17 protein-coding genes are annotated in these 25,782 nt (G+C 63.5%); 8 read left to right on the top strand and 9 right to left on the bottom strand.

Annotation, left to right across the window (positions count from 1 at the left end):
• Positions 1-63 precede the first annotated feature (63 nt).
• Positions 64-855, bottom strand: coding sequence for a hypothetical protein (locus tag MHAR_RS02655; RefSeq protein WP_014586081.1), 792 nt, complete (start codon positions 853-855; stop codon positions 64-66).
• A 542-nt stretch (positions 856-1,397) separates the two neighbouring features.
• Here MHAR_RS02655 and MHAR_RS02650 point away from each other — a divergent pair.
• Together MHAR_RS02650 and MHAR_RS02645 are read left to right on the top strand one after the other, a co-directional pair.
• A complete protein-coding gene (locus MHAR_RS02650) occupies positions 1,398-2,984 on the top strand; it encodes a hypothetical protein (protein ID WP_014586080.1) in 1,587 nt (528 codons plus the stop codon).
• Positions 2,985-7,400 carry a C25 family cysteine peptidase gene (locus tag MHAR_RS02645; RefSeq protein WP_014586079.1) on the top strand — a complete coding sequence of 1,472 codons (4,416 nt, stop codon included), beginning with the start codon at positions 2,985-2,987 and terminating at the stop codon, positions 7,398-7,400.
• Positions 7,401-7,489: 89 nt separating this feature from the next.
• Here the strand turns inward: MHAR_RS02645 and MHAR_RS02640 are convergent, their stop codons facing one another.
• Entirely contained in the window at positions 7,490-8,476 is a 987-nt protein-coding gene (locus MHAR_RS02640; RefSeq protein WP_014586078.1) for an immunoglobulin domain-containing protein, read from the bottom strand.
• 187 nt (positions 8,477-8,663) lie between these two features.
• Here MHAR_RS02640 and MHAR_RS02635 point away from each other — a divergent pair, with 187 nt between their 5' ends.
• Positions 8,664-10,652 carry a glycoside hydrolase family 15 protein gene (locus MHAR_RS02635; RefSeq protein WP_014586077.1) on the top strand — a complete coding sequence of 663 codons (1,989 nt, stop codon included), beginning with the start codon at positions 8,664-8,666 and terminating at the stop codon, positions 10,650-10,652.
• Between the two features lie 8 nt (positions 10,653-10,660).
• On the opposite strand, the gene MHAR_RS02630 is transcribed toward MHAR_RS02635, so the two are convergent.
• From MHAR_RS02630 to smc, 4 genes are all read right to left on the bottom strand, one after another.
• Positions 10,661-11,479 (bottom strand): HD domain-containing protein, encoded by an 819-nt coding sequence (locus tag MHAR_RS02630; RefSeq protein WP_014586076.1) that lies wholly within the window; start codon positions 11,477-11,479, stop codon positions 10,661-10,663.
• Between the two features lie 136 nt (positions 11,480-11,615).
• Positions 11,616-12,659, bottom strand: a complete 1,044-nt coding sequence (scpB, locus tag MHAR_RS02625; RefSeq protein ID WP_143763242.1) for an SMC-Scp complex subunit ScpB — start codon at positions 12,657-12,659, stop codon at positions 11,616-11,618.
• 42 nt (positions 12,660-12,701) lie between these two features.
• Positions 12,702-13,412, bottom strand: coding sequence for a segregation/condensation protein A (locus tag MHAR_RS02620; RefSeq protein WP_014586074.1), 711 nt, complete (start codon positions 13,410-13,412; stop codon positions 12,702-12,704).
• The gene (gene smc, locus MHAR_RS02615; RefSeq protein WP_014586073.1) at positions 13,400-16,915 is read right to left on the bottom strand and encodes a chromosome segregation protein SMC; all 3,516 of its coding nucleotides are present in this window, start codon (positions 16,913-16,915) and stop codon (positions 13,400-13,402) included. The genes MHAR_RS02620 and smc overlap by 13 nt, the downstream gene beginning before the upstream one ends.
• Positions 16,916-17,121: 206 nt before the next feature.
• Between smc and MHAR_RS02610 the strand changes: the two genes are divergently transcribed.
• Positions 17,122-18,078 carry a sodium:calcium antiporter gene (locus tag MHAR_RS02610; protein ID WP_014586072.1) on the top strand — a complete coding sequence of 319 codons (957 nt, stop codon included), beginning with the start codon at positions 17,122-17,124 and terminating at the stop codon, positions 18,076-18,078.
• A 92-nt stretch (positions 18,079-18,170) separates the two neighbouring features.
• Here MHAR_RS02610 and MHAR_RS02605 read toward each other — a convergent pair whose 3' ends face one another.
• Complete coding sequence (locus MHAR_RS02605; RefSeq protein ID WP_048144773.1) at positions 18,171-19,307, bottom strand: TIGR04083 family peptide-modifying radical SAM enzyme; 1,137 nt, start codon at positions 19,305-19,307, stop codon at positions 18,171-18,173.
• A 233-nt stretch (positions 19,308-19,540) separates the two neighbouring features.
• Here MHAR_RS02605 and mmp10 point away from each other — a divergent pair, with 233 nt between their 5' ends.
• A complete protein-coding gene (mmp10, locus tag MHAR_RS02600; RefSeq protein ID WP_014586070.1) occupies positions 19,541-20,764 on the top strand; it encodes a methyl coenzyme M reductase-arginine methyltransferase Mmp10 in 1,224 nt (407 codons plus the stop codon).
• Between the two features lie 29 nt (positions 20,765-20,793).
• A complete protein-coding gene (locus MHAR_RS02595) occupies positions 20,794-22,089 on the top strand; it encodes a methyl-coenzyme M reductase glutamine C-methyltransferase (protein WP_014586069.1) in 1,296 nt (431 codons plus the stop codon).
• Between the two features lie 6 nt (positions 22,090-22,095).
• On the opposite strand, the gene MHAR_RS02590 is transcribed toward MHAR_RS02595, so the two are convergent.
• Complete coding sequence (locus MHAR_RS02590) at positions 22,096-22,533, bottom strand: arsenate reductase ArsC (RefSeq protein WP_014586068.1); 438 nt, start codon at positions 22,531-22,533, stop codon at positions 22,096-22,098.
• A gap of 144 nt (positions 22,534-22,677) precedes the next feature.
• On the opposite strand from MHAR_RS02590, the gene MHAR_RS02585 reads away from it, so the two are divergent.
• Together MHAR_RS02585 and MHAR_RS02580 are read left to right on the top strand one after the other, a co-directional pair.
• Positions 22,678-23,358 (top strand): 7-cyano-7-deazaguanine synthase, encoded by a 681-nt coding sequence (locus MHAR_RS02585; protein WP_081472244.1) that lies wholly within the window; start codon positions 22,678-22,680, stop codon positions 23,356-23,358.
• On the top strand, positions 23,351-23,869 hold the full coding sequence (locus MHAR_RS02580; protein ID WP_014586066.1) for a TIR domain-containing protein: 519 nt from the start codon (positions 23,351-23,353) through the stop codon (positions 23,867-23,869). Before MHAR_RS02585 ends, MHAR_RS02580 begins: the two co-directional genes overlap by 8 nt.
• A 223-nt stretch (positions 23,870-24,092) precedes the next feature.
• Here MHAR_RS02580 and mcrA read toward each other — a convergent pair whose 3' ends face one another.
• Complete coding sequence (gene mcrA / locus MHAR_RS02575; protein ID WP_014586065.1) at positions 24,093-25,772, bottom strand: coenzyme-B sulfoethylthiotransferase subunit alpha; 1,680 nt, start codon at positions 25,770-25,772, stop codon at positions 24,093-24,095.
• Positions 25,773-25,782: the final 10 nt, after the last annotated feature.

Below are 25,782 nucleotides of genomic sequence, written 5' to 3'. Positions count from 1 at the left end.
GGGCGGAGGATAGATCGAGATCCGCCTCCCGGGTCATCGGCCCCTCCCCCCACCGCCCCCCCATCACCAGACGTAGACCCAGATCGGGTTGCTCCATCCTGAGCGGCTTCCCCATACAGCGATCTGGTGCCAGCCTTTGGCATCAGCCCCGAACCAGGCGTGACGGTAGCCCGGATACCAGTATCCCCAGTACTGCCACGCCTCATAACCGCTCGGGTATCTCTCGAAAGACCAGATCATCTGATACTGATCATTTCTTATGACGGTGTTAGTCTGCTGGCCATACCATAGGGCTGCGGGGCCGTAGGTCCACCTCCCGCAGTAGTAGATCCAATGCTGCAGGCCGCCGCTGTATCTCCGGAAAGCCTGGGTTCCTCCGTAATAGCCCTGGAAGACCTCCGGCCTCCCCGAAGCCACCGGCGAGCCTGAGCCCCCAGGGGCGAGGAGGCTCCAACCACCGGGAAGGCTGCTCACCTCCTGCTCTGATAGGGAGATGCCATCGGCTAGGTGGGATATCGGCGACCCCGTCGAGGCGGACGGCGCACTAGAAGGCTGATAGCCGCTGGGCCTGGTAGCAGTGGGCGCTCCATCCGAGGAGACCCCCGACGACCCCCAGGTCCACGGGTTCTCCTCCGCCGTCCAGAAGGGATCCTCCGACTGGTATGGCCAGCCGTACCCCGTCATGGGCGACCAGCTACCGTCCCAAGAGCCAGGCCAGGGGTCCATCGACGACCAGGGATCGTATCCCGGATACTGATAGGGCTCTGAGAATATCGGCTGTGCCGCCGATGTCGGTGCCATCGAGATGATGACAGCAAAGGCGAAGACGAATCCAGCTGCTGTAAATTTATCCAATCGTTCCACCTCACGATCTGCCCATGGGCTCTGGGGACTGCCCATCTCCCTAGAAGGTGAAACCCCTCTTCATAAGCGCCCATAGCCCATTTTTGGTTGACAATATTAGTATTATGCGCCGTCCATTTATAACTTGTCATGGCCGTCCCGGAGTTGGGACGGCTTTGGAATCAGAATTTCGCGACCCTCGCCCCCGACTGGAGTCCCTAAGGCGGCGGCGAAAAGGCCGAACCCAGGGCAGGAAGTTGGCCGCAAAGCTTATTCATCCATAGTTCGTCTAAATAACCTGCGCATATAATTGATTTGTATCTGAAATCGGAATCGTCGAGGTCGTCCAACCTAAGAGGCGTAAGACCAGTGAGCTCTCACCGGCGTTCCCGGCCCGGCACCCGCCGGACCCTATCCGCAGATGGCGCCGATCAGGACCACAATCCAGTCTCACTCTGGAGAGGGGGTTTTTCAGCCCCACCCCAGGCCGATGGGACGAAGGCGGTATCGTGAGAGATCCCACCGATCCGCGATGACCCGAGTGAGGTGCCCAGATGAAGCTTATAAGCCTGCTCGCCATCCCGTTGCTGCTGGTCGCCGTTTCTGCGGCCGAGCTGGCAGCAGAGATAGACCGGTTCGAAGTTGAACTCCATCCCGGTGAGATTACGGAAAGGACCCTGATCCTCAAGAACTCCGGAAACCAGCCCATCTTCGGGATCACCACGATGCCCGTGGCCGGCAAGGCGAAAGAGCTGGTGTTGATGGAGATCTCGAAGTTCGAGATCCTCGCCCCGGGGGAGGAGGTCAAGGTAAAGATAAAGTTCTCGACGCCGCCGGAGATCAGCCCTGGAACGTATCCTGGTTTCGCCTACTTCTTCGACGATGCATCTTCCCTGCCTCTTCTGGTGGAGTTCGAGGTGGCGGTGATCGAGGAGGAGAGCTATGGGGTGAGCCTCAGCATAGACGATGCCAGATCATCCTCCGCGACCGCAGACCCGGATGAGCCCGCTGAGTTTGAGATCTTCGTCAGGAACGCTGGCCGCTTCAAGGACGTGATATCCTTGGACGTCCCCCACCTGCCACCCCGATGGACGGCGACCCTCTTCGACGGGACCGAGACGGTGGAGATGCCCTACAACCTCACCCTCTCATCGGGGGTGAGCCGGGTCCTCGGCCTGGAGATCGTGGGCGAGAGGCCTGGAGATACCCGGACGATCGGGATCCAGGCGACCTCCCTCGGCGACCCCCTGAAGAACGCCACGGTGACGGCGATGATCGAGCTGAACCAGGAGGTCCGGCAATATGAGGCGATCGTCGACCTCCCAGCGGTGGTGGTGACCAACAGGACCCACATCGGATCGATCGGAATCAAGCTGAACGTCGACGAGAGGATATCGATCCAGGTGGTGGCGCCTCCCGAGGTCCTGGTGATGCCAAAAAGCCAGGTGATATCCGTCGGAGAGGAGAAGTCCGGGATAGGCGAGTTCACTCTTCTGGCCACCAAGCCCGGACGGTACAGGATAGAGTTCCTCCTCCACGACTCCTACAACATACCCCTGCCGACGGAGAGGGCGGAGTTTCTGGCGGTGGAATCCGCCAGGTTCGCCATCGTCACCGGGGAAGGCCTCCTATACCGGGCCATCGCGCTTGCCTACGCCGAGGGGCTGGCAAACGATACGGTCCCCGTCATAACCCTCCGGGGTGGCGATCTATCGGAGGACGACCTCCAGCTGCTGGAGGAGCTGCCCCTCGCGAAGGTGGTGATCCTGGGCAACGAGTCCGTCGTCTCCTCCGAGGTGGAGAGGACCATATCGGGGATGATGCCGACGGAGAGGATCGCTGGCGACGAGATCTGCGAGACGTCGTGGCTCTTCGCCTCGGCCTTCTCGCCGGCGGGGACGGAGGCGGTGGTGATCGCCGGAGCCGACGAGATGGAGGCCTTCGCCGCGTACGAGGAGGCGAAGAGGATCGGGGCGCCCCTGATAATCTGCGGCACTCCCCTGACCGAGGCGAGCGCCGCGGCCCTGGAAGAGATGGTGAGTTCGGGCCTCGCCAGGGCCCTCATCTGGGGGACGGGGGCTGATACCGCCACCATCGAGGCGCTGAGGGGAGCGGGGCTGACCATCGAGGAGGTGGGATGAATGAGAGGCTTTTTGACGGTCATGACGTTGTTTGCGATCCTGGCGATCGCCGCCGACGGCCAGATGGAGAGGGGGACGAAATCGGATTCCCTGGAGGAGATCATCCTGGTGGGGGCTGACGACTGGCGCGCCGCCGTCGCCGCGACGCCCCTGGCAGTATGGTCGGAGGAGGGCGACGTCGTGACGAGGCCCCTCCTCGTCATGCCGCGGGAGATCCAGGCTAAGGATAGGATCGGATGGATCGACAGGGCTGACCTCGATAGGTACGGTCCGACCTCCGCCCTCCATGCCATGGCGGCGGCGAACATCTCGGCCCTGGTGATCGACGCCGAGGGGGAGCTCGCCAAGAGCCTGGTGAAGGCAGCCCAGAAGGAGGGGATCGAGGCCTACGTCACCGCCACCCTGGAGGTCCCTGAGGAGGCCAAGGCGGGCATCTCCGAGGAGGAGGTCCTGGCGGCGCAGGAGAGAGGGGCGGCCCTCAGCCTCCTGGGGAAGATGCTTCTGGGGGACCAGGAGACGAAGGGAGCTGGCTTATCCGGCCCGATCCCTCCGCAGTACAGAGACCTTTACCCCGACTCGGCCCAGATCGCCATCCTATCCCAGGGGGTCGTCGTCGCCGATAGGCTCTGTCCCATAGATCCCGATGCGAGAGATCACCTCTACGACCGGGTCGAGGAGGTGATCGATGATTACGCCGCCGACGGAGTCGTCCTCTACAACTTCGGGTTCCTGGACGAGAACCATTGTTTCTGCGACGTATGCAAAGAGGAGTTCTACAACGATACCGGCGTCGACCTCTCCAGGGTAGGGTCCAGCAGCTACAACCGCCAGCTATGGAGCCGGTGGAAGGAGGAGCAGGTCCTGGAGGTCGTCGACGAGGTTAGACGGATGGCCGGGGAGCTCGGCCCCGCGAAGCTGGGGGTGGCCATCGGCGACCCCTTTGACCGGAGCGAGGGGTACAACCTGGCGGAGATATCGGACCGGGCCGACTTCGTGGTGGTGAGCCCCGTCGAGCCGGCGGATATGAAGGTGGCATCGTCGATGGCGGCGGCTCCCGTCTTCGTCAGGCTCAGCGACGACTACATCGAGTACACCATATCCACCCAGAACGTGGAAGGGACCGTCCGCCGGATCGAAGATCTGGCGAAGGAGGGGGCTGCCGGGATGGTCTTCGAGTACGACGTCGTCTACACCCCCCTCTGGTCGGAGCTCCAGCCCCCCTCCGCCTCGGTCCAGTGGCTGATGGACCGGCTCCAGGGTCGGACCCTGGGGATTGGGGACGTCTTCTGGGACCCCGACGGCGTCATCGAGTACAACGACAGCATCGAGATGGCCTCGAAGGTCGCAGCGAAGTGGGATGAGTCGCCGGGAGCGGTCCTGATCGGCGACAACTACAGCGCAGGCCTCACCGCAGCCGCCATCGCATCCTACCTCAACTGGCCCGTCCTCTTCGTCGGGGACTCCCTCTCGAACTCCACCGAAGACGACTTGGCCCGGCTCGGATCGACGACGGTCGTATCAGCGGGCCCCATATCCGAAGGCGTCAGGTCCCGCCTCGCCGAGATGAACCTGACGGTCATCGATGGGGATAACGAGCTTCTGATCCGGGAGATGAGGGCCCGGGGCGACGAGGTGGAGTCGGTGGTCCTCACCAACTCTCGAGACATATCCCTCCTCTCCCCGAAGCCCAGGTCGGACCTCATGAGGACGAAGATCGGCGAAGATCTGGTCCTGGAGGTGGAGGTGAACCCCACCGAGATACCCTCTGACCGCGAGGGAGAGATCGTCCGCCTCAAGATAACCCTGAAGAACAGCGGAAAAGATGAGCTGAAGGATTTGGCTCTGACCGACCTGATCCTCCCCGCTCGGATGGTCGCCTGGTGGAGCTCCGCCTCCGGGAAGGTCGTCCTCACCGACCCCTCGACGGGGCTCTCCCCCACCCCCGACAGCGCCTTCTTCAGCGGCACGAACCTGAGCTGGACGATCGATCGGCTGGGTCCCCGGGAGTTCGCCACCCTCAACCTGGAGGTGCTGATCCTCCACGCCCTCGACGCCGGATGGACCCAGGCTTTGGATGGCGGTATCTCCGTCAATTATACCGGAAAGGAAGAGGAAGGCCGAGACGGAAGGGAGAGGGCGAGAATCGACGACGGTCCCTTCATCAACATAACCCGTCCCTCTAGAGCCTCGCCGGGATGGACCACGATCTCCTGGGAGGTGACGAGGCAGCCGGCCCGGGTCGTCCTCAACTACTACAACCCCGAGGGCGAGAAGTCGAGCCAGGTCTTCACCGACTCTCGCCCCGGGAAGGTCTCGAACGCCACCCTCCTCCTGGGGAGGCCCGGTACCTGGACCTTCAACCTCGAGGCCTGGACCGCCTCTGAGACGGTGGATCACAGGACCGAGAACTTCACCGTCACCGTCGCCACATCTGCGAGCCCCATAAACGTCACCGCCTTCAGCCACACCAAGATCCCGAAGCTATCTCTCCTATCGGCCCAGATGGCCGGGGCCAGGAGGGGGATCGTCTTCGATGCGGCGACCGACCCCCAGAGCATCGATCCTTCGGTCCTGGAGCGGGACCTCCAGACCCTGGTGGAAGACCTGGAGATATCGCCGAGGTACCTGATGGTGGTGGGGGGCCCCGGGTCCCTCCCCTTCATATCAACGGGGATGAAACAGGCGGCGGGGGTCTTCGAGTACGATGTATGCCGTGAGTACGGGATCGAGCTCGACGATGACGGCTATCAGGACGTGGCGACGGGCAGGATCATAGGCCTCAGCGTCTACGACGCCTCCCAGATGGTAGCCAGAACCTTCGCCTACGATGATATCGGCGGCGAATGGCGAGGCTCCGCCCTGGTGATATCCTCTCCCGCCGATTACCCCTCGACGTGGCCTCAGTCGCCGATACCCCTCCGGATCGGAGAGTACCTGAGGGCTGCGGGGCTGAACGCCGAGAACCTCCGCTGGGAGGAGGCGACCTACCAGAGGGTCTCATCGAAGATGAACAGCGGCCAGAGCCTGGTATACTTCGACTATCACGGCGTCGACTGGGGATGGCAGCTCTCGATCTGGGCTTTGATGGACCAGCTCATGGACGAGGAGCAGGTCAAGCAGTTGACCCTCGCCCCTCAGACCACCACCACCTCCGCATGTCTCACCACCAAGCTCAAGGGCCAGACCTTCCCCTACAGGGATGGGATCGACGTATACATACCGACGAGGCTCGAGGACTCCATGGCCCTGGCCTTCCTGAAGGCGGGGGCTGTGAACTACGCGGGACCGAGCGCTAACTCCTGGATCTTCGTATCCGACGACTATGTGGGGAGGATGCATCAGGCCCTGGTCTTTGAGAACGCCACCATCGGCGAGGCGATGATGGCGGCAAACAACCTTTACGCATCGAAGATCCAGGCCACCGAGGGGATCGACCTCGAAAAGATAGACGAATACCAGCCCTGGTACCTCTCCATCGAAGAGATGCTCAACCAGACGGCGAGCATCTTCACCCTCTTCGGAGATCCCGCCTTCCGGCCGACGATCCCGAAGACCCCGGACCTCCCCTACGAGGTCGAGACTTCGAACGTCACCGAATCGAACGAATCGAATGACGTCACGGTATCGATCACGCCGACTTCGGAGTGGTCCGGAGACTGGATCTACTGGATTATGGAGGACTCCTCCGACGGCTACCTCAGCCTGAACGCTCCCCCCGCCCTCATCGGCGAGGTGTTCCTCAACAGGGACGCCGAGGAGATTGTGGTGAAGGAGAGGGGGAGGGCGGTATGGCACGGCGAGGAGCTGGTAGGCTCGGAGAAGCGGGTGGTCTGGCCGGTTCTGAGCCCCGCCCTGGGGGAGAAGAGGACCTTCACCGTCGAGTACCGGATCGTCCCGGGAATGGTCCAGGTCGTCAACGTCTCGGTGGGGTGGACCCCCTTCTCCCTCCACCTGAAACCGAAGGACCCCTCCATCTCCAAGCTCCTGAATAGGAAGAGCTACCGGGGAATATTCACCCTCGCCGGGGACGGCTGGAACTACACCATCCAGGAGGACCACGCCGCCAACATCACAGACCTGGAGCCGGGAAGGGGTTACGTCATCGACGGACGCGAGAGCTTCACCCTGGAGATAGCCGGAAAGCCTGTGGACCTCCCCTGCATGGTCGATCTGAGGAAGGGGTGGAACCTGGTGGGGGTCCCCACGAACGAGACGGTCTCTCTGGCGAACGTCACCGTCAGGGCGAACCACAAGCGATACGACTACCCCCAGGCGGTCCAGGAGGGGATCGTATCCGCCTTCCTCTGGAGCTACAGGGACGGCCGGTGGGTCCACCTCGATCGGAGCGAGCCTTTGATCCCGGGAGAGGCGTACATGGTGGAGGCATCCGTGGATTGCAAGCTCCAGTTCGGCTGAGGTCGGGCTTAGATGGGTTAAGAAAAAGAGGTTGCCATGACCTGATTCAGGTCATGGCCCGCGCCCATTTAAACGGGTCGGCCGCCGGATCATCGGCCTTTGCATTTGTTCCCTTCTTCATCCCTGGTGCAGACCCGGAGATATCCCGCATCCTCGTCGGAGTTTCCGTTGCAGGTGACCTTGCAGGTGTAGTAGCCCTCGTCCTCAGGAGAGACGTTCCTTATGATGTAAACGCTCCCCGTCGCCCCGGGGATCGAGGTCCCATCCTCGGAGGTGATCCCCTTGAACCACTGGTATATCGGGTCGTAGCATCCCGAGACCAGGGCCCTCAGGGTGGCGGTCTCCCCCTCACATTTGACCTCGTTGGGGACGACGATGGCCAGGTTCTCGAAGACCCGGTACTTGATCTCGTTGCTCTTGGTGGTGACCATCGTCTTCGGGTTCTGGACCTCGTACCAGACGGTGTAGTCGCCGACGGAGTCGGCGGTGAACCAGACCCGATAGGCCCTTCTCGCCTTCACCTGCCAGTCGGGGACGTAAGTATCCTCGGTGCCGTCGGGCCTCACCTCATGGATCGTCAGCTTCCCGTCCATCCCTGGAATTATCAGCTCCTTCGCGAACCTCCCCCTCTGGATGACGAGCTTGGTGGTCCGGACGTTGGTGCTGTAGGGAAATACTATCCAGAGGGCGTTCTCATCGGGCCCCGGCATCCCAGGATGGTCGATGGTGTCCCCCCATCCGAACTCTTCCCCCTCATATCCGGAGCTGTCGCTGTAGAAGCTCTCGTCGATGATCCAGTCGTCGACGACGGCATCATATCCCTCCGACGACTCTGCATCGGCAGAGGCCTCCTCTGCCAGAGGTGCATCCTTCAAAACGTCTGCTGTCGAAGCGTTCTCTTGATAAGTGGTCTCATCCGCCTTGGAGATCCCCTTGACCTGCGAGTCGCCGATCCCCACCCCATCGTTCCAGAGGGGCCACCCCTCTCCGAAGGGTGACGACGCCACTCCGAGGGACGGAGAGGCCAAGAAGAGGCCGATGATCAGGACGGCCATCGATAGTTTAATCGCCTTCATGCTAACAATCTCCCTGAAGGAGTCATTACAACTTACTGATATAAAACATTTATTTTCAAGTACCTGTTAAGCTGGCCAGGCCTGATCTTAAAATCATCCCGGCCTCGGGATCCGAGAAGACGGCGGAGGAGAGCAGGTTAAAATACGTCGGTCGCCGAAATACCATCCCGCACCCGGAGGGATAGGGATGACTCGACCTCTGATCCTGGGAAACGGCAGAATTCTCATCTGCGAGGACGAGAGGGGGACGGTCCGCGACGTCTACTTCCCCCACGTCGGCCTTGAGAACCACGGCCACTCCGTCAGGGCCGGGATCTGCGACCTGGACCCACCACGCCGATCGAGCTGGTTTGAAGGCTGGAGCCCGGTCCAGAGGTACCAGTCGAGCTTCCGGGCCGACCTCTTGAGGGGATCTCCCATCCCGGGGAAGGGGAGGAGGCCCGATGGGGAGGGCTTCGTCCACGACATCGTCTCGAGCATCGGAGAGACGATCTTCAGAGATCCCCGGGGAGGTATGGAGGTGGCCGTCCTGGACGCAGTCCACCCCTCCCTCAACGCCTTCTCCAGGATCTTCGAGGTGAAGAACGTCTCCGGGGAGGAGAGGAACCTGAGGCTCTTCTCCAACCAGAACTACAGGATCCTGGAGAACAAGATCGGCGAGACGGCGGTGGTGGACCGGGACGTCCTGATCCACTACAAGCGCGATCGGTACATCCTCCACGGAAGCCGCCCGAACTTCGACCAGTTCGCCACCGGTACCGCGGAGTGGAGGGGGCTCGAAGGGACCTGGAAGGAGATCCTGGAGGGGGAGAGGCTCAGCGGAAACCCCGTAGCCCACGGATCGGTGGACTCGACCCTGGCCTGGACGATATCCGGCCTCCTCTCCGGCGAATCTCGACAGGTCCAACTCTGGACCATCTTCGGGAAGAGCTACCAGGAGGTCATCTCCCTCCACCGGCAGATCGGGCGAGGGGAGGGAGATAGCCTCTACAGGACTACATTGAACTTCTGGAACTCCTTCCTCGAGAGGACCTCCATCCTCCCCGAGGCCGCCCTGATGGATAGCCTCCCCGAGAGGGTCCGCGTGATCTTTTACCGGAGCCTGATCGCCACCGTCGCCCATATGGACATCAACGGCTCGGCGATCGCCTCCTGCGACTCCGATATCCGGCAGTTCGGAGCCGACGTCTATTCCTACTGCTGGCCCCGGGACGCCGCCTGGGCCTCCATAGCCCTCGACCGGGCGCGGTACCACCACCTCAGCTGCGAGGTCTTCGGCTTCTTCGCGAAGACGATCACCGATCGGGGGTACTTCCTCCACAAGTACACCCCCGCCGGGGACTTCGGGTCCACCTGGCACCCCGTCCCCATGATCCAGATCGACGAGACGGGATTGCCCCTATACGCCCTCTACTTCAACTGGCTCGTCGCGAGGAACGTCTGGACCGCGGGCAGATACTTCGGCTCCATCGCAGCTCCCGCGGCCCACTGGCTCCTCCGGAGCCTGGACGACTCCGGCCTGCCGCGGGCGAGCTTCGACCTCTGGGAGGAGAGGAAGGGAGTATTCACCTACAGCGCTTCCACCGTCTACGCCGGCCTCCGGGGGGCGGCGGAGCTGGCCCTCGCCCTAGGAAACGACCGGCTCTTCGAGGCCTGGTCCGCGGGGGCTGAGAGGGTCCGGGCGGCGATCGTCGACCGGCTTTACGACGATCGGCTCGGGAGGTTCAGGCGGTCTGGGGAGGACGGGACCGTAGACTCCTCCTTATTTGGGGTATGGTGGTTTGGGGTTCTACCCCCCAACGACCCCAGGGTGGCCAGGACGATGGAGGCGGTGGAGAGGGAGCTGTTGAGGCCGGGGGGGGGCGTGGCCCGGTACGAGGGGGACGAGTATGGCGGGAGGATGAACAGCTGGATCATCTCCACCTTATGGCTCGCCCAGTGGCACTCCGCGGTGGGGAGTCTCGATCGGGCCCTGGAGCTGATCGGCTGGTGCGCGGATCGGGCCCACCCGACGACGGGGCTGTTGCCGGAGCAGGTCGCCGACGACGGCAGCCCGAGGTCGGTGCTGCCCCTGATGTGGTCCCACGCCGCCTTCATCCTGGCGGTCCTGGAGTATCTTGAAGCCCTCGGAAAAAAAGGGGCTTTGCGCCCTCCGCTGGACGGGGCTGAGATTTGATCCCTCCATCAAGCCCCATCCCCGGCGCCGACGACCTCGGATTCGATCCTCCAATCGAGGCTGGATTTTAGGAGGGTGAAGATCATATCTACTTCCTCGGTCCGGGGAAGAAACTTCCGGGCCTCCTCGAGGTAGCCCCTCTTCCTCACCGCCAGCAGGGCGGGCCGATAGTTTATGTCGAAGACCCAGCTCGCCTGGAGGAGCTTGAAGTCGTTGAGCCGTTTGACGCCGGAGAGCTTCACGATCTCTCCGGCCATGATGTCGCGACGGACCTCCTCGCTGATCCCGGGCGCATCGGGAAGGTCCAGCTCCAGGGCCGCGTTTCGATATCCTTCCTTCTCGCGCCGCTGATAGTAATCGAGGAGGACGGCCCAGATGTCCAATTTATCGGCGTCCCGGAGGAGCTTTGAGAAGAGGAGGCACCGGTCCGATTCCTCCTCCGGAAGGCCTGCCCGGTTGTGGCGGGATATCGCCTTGAGTATCAGCTCCCGCTCTTCGGGATCGAGGGCGTCCAGGACACCGCTATCGATGAGGACCCCGACGGATAGGGCGGCGTGGTCGCAGGATCGGCGGTCCGAGAAGGTCCCGTAGGTGGCGTACTGGGGGAATCGACCGAGGTCGTGGAATAAGGCCATCGCCTCCGCCAGGCGGAGGTCGTCGTCGGCGAGGCCGAGCGTCCGGCCTATATCGCTGATCTCCCGGCGAACGCGGGCGGTGTGCTCCTCCTTCAGGATGATGTTCTCGTCCTCGCCGGGATCGCCGGACTTGAAGGTATGTACGTAATCGGAGAACCAGCGGGCTAAGTCGTCGAGGGTCTCTTCATCCATCCAGGAACAAAGAGGTAGCGAGAGGTTCAAATCTCTTTCGTCCAGATAAAAAAAATACCGCTTCTGCTAAAGGAGAGGGCCATCGATCTTCGACGATCGCGATGGAGATCTTCCCGGGATCATCCGTTCACCGGCCTCAGCCCTCAGCGAGCCCCTTCAAGATCGCCTCGTACCTTTCTTTGATCCTCTCGAGGATGTCCATATCGTAGGGCTGGTGGGTCGGGACCTGGATCTCGGCCTCCAAGCCCTTGTAGTCGGGGGCGGCAGGGACGCCGTCCTCGACCGTCGGGACCCCGAGGTCCAGGGCGATCTCCTCCACCATCGGCGATAGGGGCCTGATCGGCCTTGCGCCCCTTGCCCTCTCCCTGTAACCCGCCAGGAGGACGTCGATCTCCTCGAGGAGGGATGCGGTCCTGGCGGGATCGGCGGCCCCAGACCTCTCGGCGATTAGAGCAGCGCTCTCCTTCAGCTGGGTGAAGGTCCTCACCCCGGCCTCCAAGAGCTCCGCCGAGTAGTGCTCCCTCGCCCTCTCCGCGTAGCCGGGGGCGATGACCAGAAGGTCGAGGCCCTTCATCGCCACCAGGTCATTTCTGCCGGGGCTGTACGGGTTGACGACGTCGTACTCCAGGCCCATCCGTTCGGCGAGGCTCCGGTACATGGGGGTGACCCCGAGCCTCCGCCCCTCCATCGCCCTCCTGACGAAGTCGGGGTCGTCGAAGTCGAGGCCGAAGTACTCGGCAAAGCCCTTGGTGGTGGTGATGATCTTCGTCCTCCCCTCCTTCTCGGCCCGGATCAGCCCCCGCTCCAGGAGCTCCCGGACGTGGCCATAGCTCTTGTTCCCCCTCACCCTCACAAGCTCGCTCTGGGGGATCGGCTGGTGTCGGGCGATGACAGCCAGGGTCCGCAGAAGCGGTGGATCCAGCTCCTGGGGGCCGACCTTGCTCACCCGATCGGCGACGGTGGAGCGGACCTGCATGACGTACCGCCCCTCCGACTCCCGGACCTCGATCCCGCCCGCCCTCTCGGAGTACTCCCGGACGAGGCTGTCGGCGAAGCGCATGGCGACCCTTATCGGCAGGTCCGTCAGCTCGGCGATCTCCGCCGCCGTCAGGGGCCTTCCGGCTGCAAAGAGGGCAGCCTCCACCACCGCCGCCTCCCCGCTGGCCTCAACCGACGGCAAAGACCGATCTTCAGAAGCTTCGCCCGCCAAGGTCGTCCCGCCTCACGCCGCCTGCTCCCCCGGCCCGCCGGGGTGCCTCCTGATGTAAAGCTCGCCGAAGAGGGCGTCCTGCTCGAGCCATATCTCCCTCCTCCCCGCCATGAATAGGAGGGAGACGTAGCTGAGGACGTCCCTCTCCGGGAGGTCCGAGAAGGAGATCCGTTCCTCCGCCGCTAGCATCTCGAAGATCGTCCCCCGGAGGGTCCGGATCCTCCCCTCGATCCCCTCCTCGTGGGCCCGCTCCATCGCCTCCTCCACCGTCGGCTCGGGCCTCGCCCTCTCCCTTCCGACCTTCCTCTCAGCGACGGTCTCCGCCCGCCTCAGCTCGGATATCAGCTCCTCGAGGGTGACGGGCCTCCTCGCCCTCCTCCTTATCGGCGGTGAGGGGAGACCCTCGACGATCCGCCTCCTGAAGACGGGGGGGTCGTCGAACTCCTCGAACTCCTCCTCTGGCTCCTCCTCCCCCTCCATAGAGTCGGACTTCATCCTCAGGAGGATGCTGGCGTAGAGGAGGGTCCTGCCGAGGGCGGGAAGGTCTCTATTTCCCAGGGCCTCGATCCGCTCCAGAAACTTCTCCGTCACCGCGGAGAGGTCCAGGTCCCAGGGGTCGATCTCCCCCCGCCTCGCGAGGTCCAGCAGGACCATGATCGGATCCGGCTCCGGGCCGTAGGCCTCGGGGACCTCCAGGGCTTCTACGGTGCTCAGTTGAGACACACCCCCGTGACCGTGGATATGTTGTTCTCCTGCATCGTCACCCCCACCACGTACTTAGCCTCCTGGATCATCGGCTTTCGCAACGAGACGACGATGAACTGGGCGGCCTGGGCGATCCCCTTGATCAGCTTCGCCACCCTCTCGACGTTCGCCCCGTCCAGGAACATGTCGATCTCGTCGAGGGCGTAGAAGGGGGCGGGCCGGAACCTCTGGATCGCGAAGATGAAGGAGAGGGCGGTGAGGCTCTTCTCACCCCCGGACATCGCCTCCAGCCGGTGGAAGGCCTTCCGGGCGGGCCTCGCCCGGATCGTCATCCCGCCCGCGAGGGGGTCCTCCTCGTTCTCCAGGATCAGCTCCCCCTCGCCGTCGGAGAGCTGATTGAAGGTATCCCGGAAGTTCTCGTTGATCCCTTCGAAGGCGGCCATGAAGGCCTCTCGCTTCATCTCCTCGTACTGGTCTAGCTTCGCCAGGAGGTCTTCCCTCTCCCGCTGGAGGGTCTCCCGCCGGTCCCGGAGGGTCTCCCGCCGGTCGAAGACCCGGTCGTACTCCTCGATGGCGAGCATGTTCACCGGCTCCAGCTCCTCCATCGACCTCTCCAGGGCGTGGATCTTCCTGATGATGGTCTGGCTCTTGGGTGGCTCCTCCGAGGCGTCGATCCCGAAGCTCTCGATCTCCGCCCGCAGGCCGTCGGCCGCCGACCTCATCTCCGCGGCGGCGCCCTCCGCCGCCGCGATCCGGGCCCGGACCCGTTCCCGCTCCCGGTCGGCGGAGTCGACCTCCCTGCTCTTGGCCATCACCTCGTCGAGGAGCCGGCTCCTCGTCCCCTTCAGCTCCGATAGCTCCACCTCGATCTCCCTCTCCCGCTGGCCGAGGTCGGCGAGGGCGAGATCGGCCTTGCCGATCCTATCGGCGGCGGCGCTCTTCTTCTCGATAGCCGCCCTCTTCCTCTCCTCCCGGGCCTCCCGCCGCCCCGAGAGCTCCGCCCGCCGGGCCGAGTGGCTCTCCTCCCGGAGGCGGTGGCCTGTGATCTCGGCCTCGATCTCGGAGGCCTTCCGGGAGAGGGACCGGATCTCGGCCTCCAGGCCGTCGGCGAGGGCCGATAGCTCCGGGATCTCCGACCCCTCCAGGTCCCTCTCCAGGGACCGGGCCCGCTCCTCGGCCCCTCGAGCCTCGGCCTCCCTCTCTCGTATATCCCGCTCCAGGAGGTCGAGCCGCTCCATCACCCCGGCGGCGTCCGCCTCCAGCTCCAGAAGCCTCCTCTCCCGGTCCTGGATGAGCCTCTCGAGCCGGACCTTCTGGCCGTCGATCTCCTCGAGCCGGACCTCGATCCGGGAGACCTCCCGGCCGAGCTCCTCCACCCCTCTCCGCACCGAGGAGACCTCCCCCTCGACCCGGTCGAGCCGCTCGATCAGGGAGTCCCTCTCCGCCTGGGCGGCGAGGACCCGCCTCGTCGCCTCCTCCAGCTTCTGCCGCTCGTCGGCGGCGAACTTGAGCCGAGACTTGAAGGTACCTCCGGTCATGGCTCCCCCCTTCTCCACCAGGTCGCCGTCCAGGGTGACCATCCGGTAGCGGCCCATCAGCCTCCGGGCCACATCCAGCTCCTTCACCACCAGAGTATCTCGGAATACGTGCCAGAAGGCGGGGAGGAACCGGGGGTCGAAGGCGACGAGGTTTATGGCGTAGTCGACGACCCCGGGCTCCTTCGGCAGCGCCGGTGGGGTGCCCGAGGCCATCTTGTTTAGGGGGAGGAAGGTGGCCCTCCCCGCCTTCGACCTCTTGAGGGTCTCGATCGCCCGGGCCGCATCCCCGTCCGTCTCGGCGACGATGCTCTGGAGCCTCCCCCCCGCCGCCACCTCCAGGGCGGTGGCGTAATCCTCGCCGACCTCCCCGAGCTCCGCGATCGTCCCGAAGAGCCCCGTCAGGTGCCCCTGGCTCATGGCGGACCGGATCGCCTCCACCGCCCTGCTGTAGCCGGTGCCCTCGCCCGCGGACCGGAGGCTCGCCTCGGCCCGGGCCCGCTCCATCTGGAGCCGCTGGAGGGTCTCATCGACCCGGGCCATCTCCCGCCTGATCGATATCCGGGCGGAGTCGAGGTCGTCCCTCTCCTCCTCGAAGAGGGATATCCTCTCCTCCAGCTCCTGCCGCTGCCGGCCGATCCGTCCCCTCTCCCGGTCGAGCCCCGCCATCGTCTCCCTCGCCTCGGAGATCTCAATCGCCGCCTCCTCCCGCTCGATGGAACGCCTCCTGGCGGCGTCGAGGTGGCGGTCCCTCTCCCTCATCAGGTCTGCCGCCCTCGACTTCGCCTCCTCCACCTCCCTCTTGACGACGGCGAGCCGGTCCCTCACCTCCGCGTACCGGGCGTCGGCCCGGGCGATCTTCTCTCTATAGGAGGCCAGGGCCTCTTCCCGCTCCTGGATCTCCGCGAGGATGCTCGCCTTCCGGATGGAGCCGTCCCGGATCCGCATGGAGAGCTCCTCCGCCTCCCGGCCGAGCCGATCGGCCTCGAGGTAGTCGGACCTCTGCTCCGCCTCCAGGGCGGCGATCTCGCCTTCGGCCATCTCGATCCGCCCCTCATCCGCCTTGATCGAGCCCTTCACCTCCACCATCCGCCGCTTGACCTCGATCTGCTCGTCCTCCCCCTTGCGGGTGATCTCGTCGTTCAGCCCCTTCAGATTCTCCTCCAGGGAGGAGAGCTCCGCCCTACCCCGGTCCAGCCTCCCGATGAGGTCGGAATCGATCGATCGGAGGTCGAGGAGCTCCGTATCGAGGTCGGCCAGATCGGACTCCGCCTCCTTCAGCTTCGCCAGAAGGAGGAACGCCTCCATCCGCCTCTTCTCCTCCCTCTGGGCCTGGTAGGCGAGGGCCCGATCCCGCTCCTCGGCGAGCCTCGCCAGCTGGGCCTCCACCTCCACCAGGATGACGTCTCCCCGGTCGATCCTCTCCCTCACCACCTCCAGCTCCTCCAGAGCCTTCTTCTTCTTCTCGTCGAACTCGGCGACCCCGGCGATCTCGTCGACGATCCTCCTCCTCTCCAGGGGGGTCATCTCGATGATCCTGGTGACGTCCCCCTGCATCACCACGTTGTACCCCTCGGGGGTGATCCCCGCCCGGGAGAGGTGGTCGTGGATCTCCGTCTGGGTGCAGGGGTTGCCGTTAAAATAGTAGATGCTCTGGTACTTGTTCTTCGTCAGCCTGACCTTCCTCGATATCTCGACGACGTCTTCGTCGACGGGGACGCCCCGCTCGGAGTTGTCGAACTTGACGGTCACCTGGGCGAAGTCGGGGTTTTTGCCGTTGTCGCCCCGGTATATGAGGTCGGGGAGCCTCTCCGCCCTCATCGCCCTGCTGGAGGAGAGGGATAGGGCGAAGAGGAGAGCGTCGACGACGTTGGACTTGCCGCTGCCGTTGGGTCCAGTGACGGCGATGAAGTCGTTTCTTAGGGGTATCACCGCCCTCCTGCCGAAGGACTTGAAGTTTACGAGCTCTATCTCCTTGATGTGCAACCCCGACCACCTTTGCTACTCCAACCCGGTCCGGGAGATCTCTTCAACCTTCCGGCCGCCCGACCTCGGAGCCGCACCGGCCCCGAGGACCCCCTGGTCGATCTATCGCCGGAGACTTTGTATCTTCTAATTAAAATACCTATTCAATGGTTTATATTTTGGCTTCCCCAATCTTTGGCGGCAGAGGCTGACGGATTGATTAATTAATGAGGACCGACGACGGGTCTTCCGGGGCTGGTTCGTTGCTGGAGTTTTTGACCTTCGCCGTCTCTCTCGTCGCCCTCTACTACGGGGCCAAGGCGATCACCGATAGCGCCGTCCACTTCGCCAAGGTCCTGGGGATCTCCGAGTTCGTCATCGGGGCGACGGTCGTCGCCTTCGGCACCGCCCTTCCGGAGTTCTCTACCTCCATCGTCGCGATGATGGTCGACGGCGGCGCCCCCGAGATCGCCGCCGGAAACGTCCTGGGTTCGATCCTGGCCAACACCGGCCTCGCCCTCGGAGCAGCGGCGGCCCTCTACGGGATATACATCGACAGGAAGATCCTGGAGACGGACCTCTCCTTCCTCCTCGCCTCGATGCTGGCGATATACGTCGTCTTTCTCGACTACAGGATAACCTGGATCGAGGGGCTCCTCCTCATCGCCATATACCTCTCCTTCCTCCGCCACGAGATCTCCGAGCACCGGAAGGGGGAGGCGAAAGGGGGCGAGAAGTTCAATCCACGGCAGCTGGGGATCTTCTTCGCCGGCATCCTCCTCCTGGCCATCGGCGCAAACTACATGATCGAGGCGATCCTGTCGATCTCCTCGACCCTGGGGATCCCCGAGGGGGTGGTGGCGGTCCTCCTCCTGGCGGTAGGAACCTCCCTCCCCGAGATCAGCACCGCCATCGTCGCCGCCAAGAGCGGCCGGGGGGACATCGCCATGGGTGACATCATGGGGGCGAACGCCTTCAACGCCCTGATCATCCTTGGAGCCGCCTCCCTGGTGGGGGACGTGGCCGCGAGCGAGGCCTTCGTCTCCGTCACCCTCCCCGTGGTGGTGCTGATCAGCCTCCTCCTCGGTTTCATGGTCCTGGGAAACCGGATAACCAGGTTTGAGGGGAGCATGCTCGTCGCGATATACCTCCTGGAGGTCATCGCCATCCTGACGATCCTGTAGAGAAGAGACAGCCGGTGGTCGATCGTTCCTTTGGAGGGTCCGATCCCGGGGCGGCCTGAGGGAAGGGAGGAGAGATCCCAGGATCCAGACCCCTAGCTCGAGACGATCTTCTGGATCAGGGCCGTGATCCCCGGCTTTCCGCCCCGAGGGGGCTCGGTGGGGAGGCAGGTCGGCCCCATCGGGAAGGAGCCGAAGATCTCTTTATTGAACCGGTCGGCGATCTCGTCGAAGATTCTCTTGTAGGCGACGCAGTGGGGATCGACGCCCAAAAGCTCGCCGCCGGAGGGGGCTATGGCGTTGTAGGGGCATCCGCCCCGGCAGTACCGGAGGTGGCGGCAGCCCTTGCACGCCACGTCGACCCGCCTCTTGAACTCCTGCATCCTCCTTCCAGCCCCGGACCCCGCCAGGTCGGCCTGGGAGGGACGGTCGCGGATGTTCCCCATCACCCACTCCGGCATCCCCACGAACCGGTAGCAGGGGTATATGCTCCCGTCGGGGCCGACGGCGAAGGTGTCGTCCATGCAGTCGACGTAGGTGCAGACCGTCCCCCGGCCGGTGAAGACGCATCGACAGAGGTCGTTGATGTTACGGACCTCGATCTTATCCATATTCTCCAGGTACTTGTCGAGGAGGTAGACGAGGAGCTCGCCGTACTTCTCGGGAGGGAGGGCCCACTTATCCGGATCGTCGCTCTTCAGGGAGGGAAGAGCAGGGTGGAGCTTCATGGTGAGGCCGTTCTCCAAGAAGAAGTTGAATATCTCCTCCTTTTTGTCTATCGAGGTGGAGGTGAAGGTGCAGATGAACTGGACGGAGAGGCCGTGCTCCTTTGCGACCCTGTAGCCGGCCATCGTCTTATCGAAGTACCCCGCCGACCTCTGGAGGTCGTTCAGATCCTTCGGGCCGTCGATGCTTGAGCCGATGGGGATCTGGTACTCCGCCAGGACGGAGGCCATCTCCGGGGTCATCTTCCAGAGGTTCGTCTGGAGGGCGAAGGCGATCTTCCGGGGCCGGAGCCCCTCGGTGATCAGGGCCAGAGCCTCGCGGTAGAAGTCGGCTCCGGCGAGGAGGGGCTCGCCGCCGTGGAAGGTGAAGGTGACGGGGTCGTCCCGAAACTCCCGGAGCCAGTGGACCATCTCCTTCACAGTCTCGATCGTCATTATTGGGGACCTTTCATCGGAGGACCAGCAGTAGCTGCAGCTGGATGGACAGCCCAGGGTGGGGATGATCATGACGTGAAACGGCCTTTTATGAGCCACGATCTTTTTGGTCTTCTTCAAGGTACTAATAGTTTTCCGGCTTACGGTTTTCTCGCCGATTACGCGGCGATTCCGTCGAAAGGAGGGGTCGAGTCCAGCCCACCTTCCTCCCGCTTCGGGAGGGTTTCGATCGGATCATCCCCGCCCCCGCCCATCCCGCAAAGGCTTTACCCCTCCGGGCCGATCCTGGTCTGGAGAGTTTGCGGATGGAGATTCTGGCGGACGTCGGCGGAAGGCCGGGGATAGACTGCAAGGGATTTTGCAGCTACTGCTACTTCAAGGGCGTAAAGACAAACGAGCTGAAGCCCTTCGGGTGCAAGAGGTGCCTACCTTTTCAGAAGGGGTGCGACTACTGCTCCCGGGCGATCGCCGAGGCGTACCCAGGCTTCAAGCCGATGGCGACGGTGGCGATGGAGGTGGCCGGAGCCGCCTTCGGGAGGAGGCCCGATAAGGTGACGATCAGCGGCGGAGGCGACCTCAGCTGCTATCCCCACCTCCTGGAGCTGGCCCGGATGGTGGGGCAGGGCGGGGTCCCCATCCACCTCGGCTACACCAGCGGCAAGGGCTTCACGAGGGGAGACGAGGCCGAGGACCTGATCGAGGCGGGGGTGAAGGAGGTCTCCTTCACCGTCTTCTCGACGGACCCGGCCCTCCGGAGAGAGCATATGAACGACCGCCACCCCGAGGCCGCCCTGGCGAACCTCCGGCGGTTCGCTGAAGGCTGCGACGTCTACGCCGCCTCCGTCCTCATACCGGGGGTGAACGACGGCCCCGAGCTCGACCGGACCTGCCGGGACCTGGAGGAGATGGGGGTCAAGAACCTGATCCTGATGAGGTTTGCAAACTCTCGGGAGCAGGGGCTGATCCTCGGAAACGAGCCGATCATCCCCGGGGTCGTCCCCCACACCGTCGAGGAGTTCCGGGATATCGTGACCGAGACGAACGATAGATACAGCTTCAGGGTGGCGGGAACCCCCCTCTGGGACCCCGTGACGAAGTCCCCCTTCGCCCTGGCGCACCACAAGGACCTGATAAGAAGGCTCCCCCAAGTCCAGAAGGGGGCGACCCTCATCACCAGCTCCGTCGCCGCCCCCCTCCTCAAAGCGATTTTCGCGGAGCTGGGCGACGGCGTCAACGTCATCGCCGTAAAAAAGGATATCGGATGCCTCATCACCATCCAGGACCTCCTCGCCCTCGACCTCTCGTCGGTGAAGGAGACGGTGATCCTCCCGGGGAGGACGATGGCCTTCGACCCCGAGATCAAACGGGTCCTATCGAGGGACGGGGTCAGAAGGCTCGTCCGGCGCGGCCCCGACCGGCTGACCGTCGACGGGGAGATGTCCATCAGCATGACCCCCGAGGAGGTGATCGAGGTGGAGGTGGAGGCCTTCACCGAGCTGATCAGTGAGATCAACGGCCTGGGGGTCTGAGACGGATCAATAACGGTATGGAGATTAAGATGAAGACGACGATCGTATCCCCTAAGATCTACACCTACGGCTCCCTAGTCCTCGGCGGCATCCTCAGGGACCGGGGCCACGCCGTCTCGATCACCAGGGACCTCTCCTCCGAGGGGGATCTGACCCTCCTCAGCCTCTTCTCCACCTCCCAGCTCCTCGACCCCGAGATCCGGGAGTTGGCGAGCCGGGCTCCGAGGATATACGTCGGAGGCCCCGTCGGCCTCGTCCCCGAGATCGTCCTCGGGGAGCTGGAGGTAGATGCTGTGGTCGTGGGGGAGGGGGAGGAGGTCGTCGCAGACCTAGTCGAAGGGGGGCCCTCCGAAGAGATCTCCGGCCTAGCCTTCCTCCGGGACGGCGTGGTGGTCAAGACCGATCCCATCCCCGTCTCCGACCTCGACCACGTCATGCCCCTCATCCCCGACGACCTGAGGAGCCAGAGCGTCCGGGGAGCCAACGTCTACATCGAGACCCACCGGGGATGCCTGGGAGGCTGCACCTTCTGCCAGGTCCCCCGGTTCTTCGGCCGGTCAATCCGGTCCCGGTCCCTCGAGAACATCCTCGCCGAGGTCAGAGAGATGAAGAGGAGGGGGGTCACCAGGGTGGCGGTCAGCGGCGGTACGGGATCACTATTCGGCTACGGGAAGGAGGTGAACAAGGAGGCTTTCATCACCCTCTTAAAGGGCCTGGCTGAGATCCTGGGTCCAAAGAACCTCTCAGTCCCGGATATGAGGGTCGACTTCGTCGACGAGGAGATCCTGGAGGCGGTGAGGAGGTACACCGTCGGCTGGGTCTTCTTCGGGATCGAGTCGGGGAGCCCCGGGATCCTCAGGGCGATGAAGAAGGGGACGACCCCCGAGAAGAGCCTGGAGGCGGTGGAGCTCGCCCACCAGTCCGGGGTCAAGGTCGGCGGAAGCTTCATCGTCGGCTACCCCGGCGAGATGGAGGAGGACTACCAGGCGACCCTAGACTTCATGGAGGAGGCGATGCTGGAGGACGTCTTCGCGAGCGTCGCAGAGCCGATACCAGGAACTCCCCTCGCCAAGATCGCCCTGGACCTGCCCCGGGAGGATAACCCCCTCTACCGGGAGCATGCCGGAGAATATCGGGCCCTGAGGATCTCGGAGGCGGAGGCCCGGTGCTTCAACCTGATGCTCACCGGGATGAGCTGCAAGCCGGTGCCGCGAATAGTCGACGACGCCACCTACTCCGCCTTCCTTCAGGAGGTGCGAACTCAGGGGAGGGATGTGAGGAGGGTGATGGGCCTTCTGGAGAAATATAAGGACCGGATCGTCTGATACCTATCACTGATCATCTTTCCTGAAGGCCTCTTCTCCGAAGGTCTCGACGATCCACCGCTCCAGGCGGTCCCTCGCCGCCGAGAGGACCCGCCTCCGCTCCGCCGGGTCCTCCACCATCGAGGGGTCCTCCAGGGGCAGGAACGCCCTCCACCTCCCGCTGGGGAAGAGGGGGCAGGCCTCGGAATCGAAGTCGCGGATCTTGGCCACCACGTCCACGGCCGTACCCCAAAGCTCCTTTGAGCTCTTGGACCTCTGCCGGGAGATGTCTATCCCCCTCTCCGCCATCGCCTCCACCGCCAGGGGGTCCACCTCCCGGGGGTCCACCCCGGCGCTGAAGGCGAGGTAGCGGTCGGAGTAGAGGTGGCGGAGGAGCCCCTCAGCCATCTGAGATCGGGCGGAGTTATGGGCGGAGAGGAATATGACCTTCTCCTTTCTGGACATATTATCAACTTGGGCTCGGTTTGTATAAGAAATTTGCGAACCATTTTCGGCTTACCCGACCATTAAGGGGATATATCTCCCGCCCCGATCTTCGGGCGGAATGCCCCTGGGAGGAGGGGCCACCCGGTGAGGATATATAAGTTGATGCTTCAAGGTACAAAGTCCGACTGCGCAGAACCGCGCCGTCCCTCAGATAAGGAGCTATCGATGATGGCCGTAGTCCCCATAGTCTCCGGTGACATAGACTCCCTGGTGATGTGCAAGATCCTCAACAACGAGAGGCAGGAGCAGCACCCCATCTTCATCGACTTCGGCCAGATATCCGGCGATGAGGAGTGGGAGGCCTGCAGGAGCGTCTTTGAGAGGTGCGACCTTCCGCCGCCCGAGAGGATAGACCTGAGCGGCTACTGCAGATCGATAGAGTCCGACGTCCAGGGGGAGTGCAAGGCGAGCTACATCAACGCCTTCCTCCCGGGGAGAAACCTGATGGCTCTGATGGCCGCCGCCTCGTACGCCTACCAGCGGGGGATTAAGATCGTAGCCCTCGCCCTCCTCTCGGATGAGAGCCGCCGGTTCCCCGACCAGACTGAGGAGTTCCTCGTCAACGCCAACTTCGCCATAAACTCGGCCTTCGGCGACTTCATCACCATCCTCACCCCCCTCATAAACTTCACGAAGGAGGACGTCCTCAACACCGCCAGATGGTACGGCCTCCCCATCGAGGAGACCTTCTGCTGCCACCCGGGAAGAAACGGAATCTGCAGGAGCTGCACCGCCCGAAAGGCCGTCGTCGACCCCCTGGGGAGGGAGGGAAGGGATGATTGAGATCGCCGATCCGGAGATCCGCCCTTCAGAGCCGAAACCCTCGGCTTTGGAGAGGCTGGAGGAGATGGCGCGGGGGGAGGTATTCGAGCCTCAGGCCCTCCTCCCCCGGAGGAGGGCCTTCCTCATCTTCCGGGTGGAAGACCTGGACCGGGTCCGGGAGTTCTGCAGCTTCGCCAAGGGGGTCGACCCCCGCCTCGACTTCATAGACTTCGCATTGAAGGTCCATTTCAAGAACGAGAACGCCGTCTACGTCCGACGCTGCATCACGAAAAGGATTGAGGCGTCATCGATCGTCTTCGTCCTGGTGGGAAAGACCTTCCAGGACTGCGAATGGGTCGACTGGGAGGTTCGAGAGAGCCTCCTGATGAAGAAAAATCTGGTGGCCCTGAGGCTGAGCGACGAGCCATCCCTGAAGGCCCCCAAGGTCCTGAGAGACCTCAAGGTCGATCTTCACCCCTGGGGGGAGGGGCTGATCCGGGATCTGACCAGGGATAAAGCCTCGGATCGATAGCCGAACGCCACCCCATGGTGGCCCGGGTAGGATGGGGGCGATCGACCAGAGAAGACCTCTTTTTGAGCCCCCTGGATGAACCATCCAGAAAGCCCGCCCCAGAAGATGCACCATTCTATGGCCAGATCTTCACCTGGGGGATCAACGCGGGCTCATGCAGAAGAATCCTGATGTAATGGACCGTGGGCAAAAATAAATAAAAAAGGGGTGTGCAGGCTCTCGCCTACACTGCGGGCATGACCAGGGATCTCTCGCCGGCCGCGCGGAACTCCCTCGCACCACCCATGCCGTATCCCTTGCGGATGTCGTCCCAGGTGAAGATCAGGGCCGGGTTTGCGAAGCAGACCTTGATCAGGGGGTTGCACGCATAGGCGTCGAAGCGGCCCGCGTGAGCGGCGCTGGAGATGCCTGCATACTCGCCCTGGTGGCCGACGTTCATGGCGTAGTTCGGATAGTTCGCGCCTCTCAGCTCGAGGGGGCTCCCCTCGTCGCCCTGGTAGCTGAAGACGTTGGTCGGACCGCACTGGTCCTGCAGGTCGTATCCGAAGAAGCCCATCCTGCCCCAGCCGTCCTTGTGGATGAGGTGGCTGAGGTACCAGGCGGCGAGGCCGGACTGGCTGTTTCCGGTCAGGCAGGCAGAGCCGATGGCGCTGGCGGCGGCCATGACCGCGGACCTCTGGGAACCGCCGAAGTGGTCCTCCAGCAGGGTCGGGAAGGACTCGTACTGCTCCATGGCGTAGAGGGTCGTCTCGGTGGCGATGTCCTTGGAGGTCTCCAGGGTGGCGGGAGCCTTGCCCCAGTCACCGAACTTGTCCACGCCGTAGTCGCATGCGTAGTAGGAGAAGTCGTCCAGGACGTCGTTGGTGTAGGCGGCCGTGGCGTACTGGGTGAAGCCGACACCACCGGACATGTAGCTGCCGAGCCAGATCTGGTCGTAGAGCATCGCGCCGGCGGCGACGACGTTCAGGGAGACCTGGGGCGGGTCGAAGGGCTTGACCCTGGAGGTCTGGACCATGTCGGCGAGGAAGCCGAAAGATAGTCCACCGGGCTCGTTGGGGCCTCGGGCCCTCCTCGCGGGGAGCATGTCAGCCATCTGGATGACGGCGGCGTGCTTCGCGGCGAAGGCCAGGTCGGCCACAGCGGCCTCACCGGCGCACATGTTGTAGGCGTCGATGAAGGTCATGGAGAGCTGCATGGCGCTCCACCTGGAGGTGGTACCGCCGTCGCAGGTCCTGGATACGATCGTCGGGATGTGGATGGCCTGCCAGGAGGTCTTGCCCATGGCTGCCTTGATCTCCTCGGCCTGCTCGGCGGGGAAGAGCTTGTTGACGTCGATCAGGTACTGGTCGTCGATCTCGTCCGCCAGGTCGTCGTCGCCGGTGAACATCCGGACGTTACAGTCGTCGACGAGGGCGGGGTGGGTCTCGACCATGTGCTCCTGAACCACGGCGGCGCCGGGCATGGCGTGGTTGAGGATCTCCAGGTAGTTGTTGATCGTCTCGGGGGTGACCTCTTTGCCCAGACGCTTCTCCAGCACCTCGTGGGCCATGTCCAGACCGACGACGATCGTCCTCCGGATGTCGTCCCACATCTGCTGCATGGCGGGGTTGTTGACGAAGTGGAGGTCGTCACCCTCTACGATGTACTCCGTGGTGGAGAGCTTGTAGGGGACGAGCTGCCTCTGGCCCAGCGGTACGCCGCCGGCGTGGAGGTAGGGGTTGTACATGGAGATGCCACGCTTGCCCTCCAGCTTCTTGGAGGCCTCCATGAACTCTCTCTTACGGGCGTTCTGCTCGGGACCAAGCCTCTCGTAGACGGTCTTAGTTCCGCTGAGGTCGAAGTCCCTTCCGAACTTCTTGTTCAAAGCCTTTACGAACAGCTTTTTAGTGTGAATCTTTCCCATCTTTAATCAC

It is taken from the genome of Methanothrix harundinacea 6Ac (assembly GCF_000235565.1).
Classification (GTDB): domain Archaea; phylum Halobacteriota; class Methanosarcinia; order Methanotrichales; family Methanotrichaceae; genus Methanocrinis; species Methanocrinis harundinaceus.
This window is presented reverse-complemented; position numbering and strand designations above follow the sequence as displayed.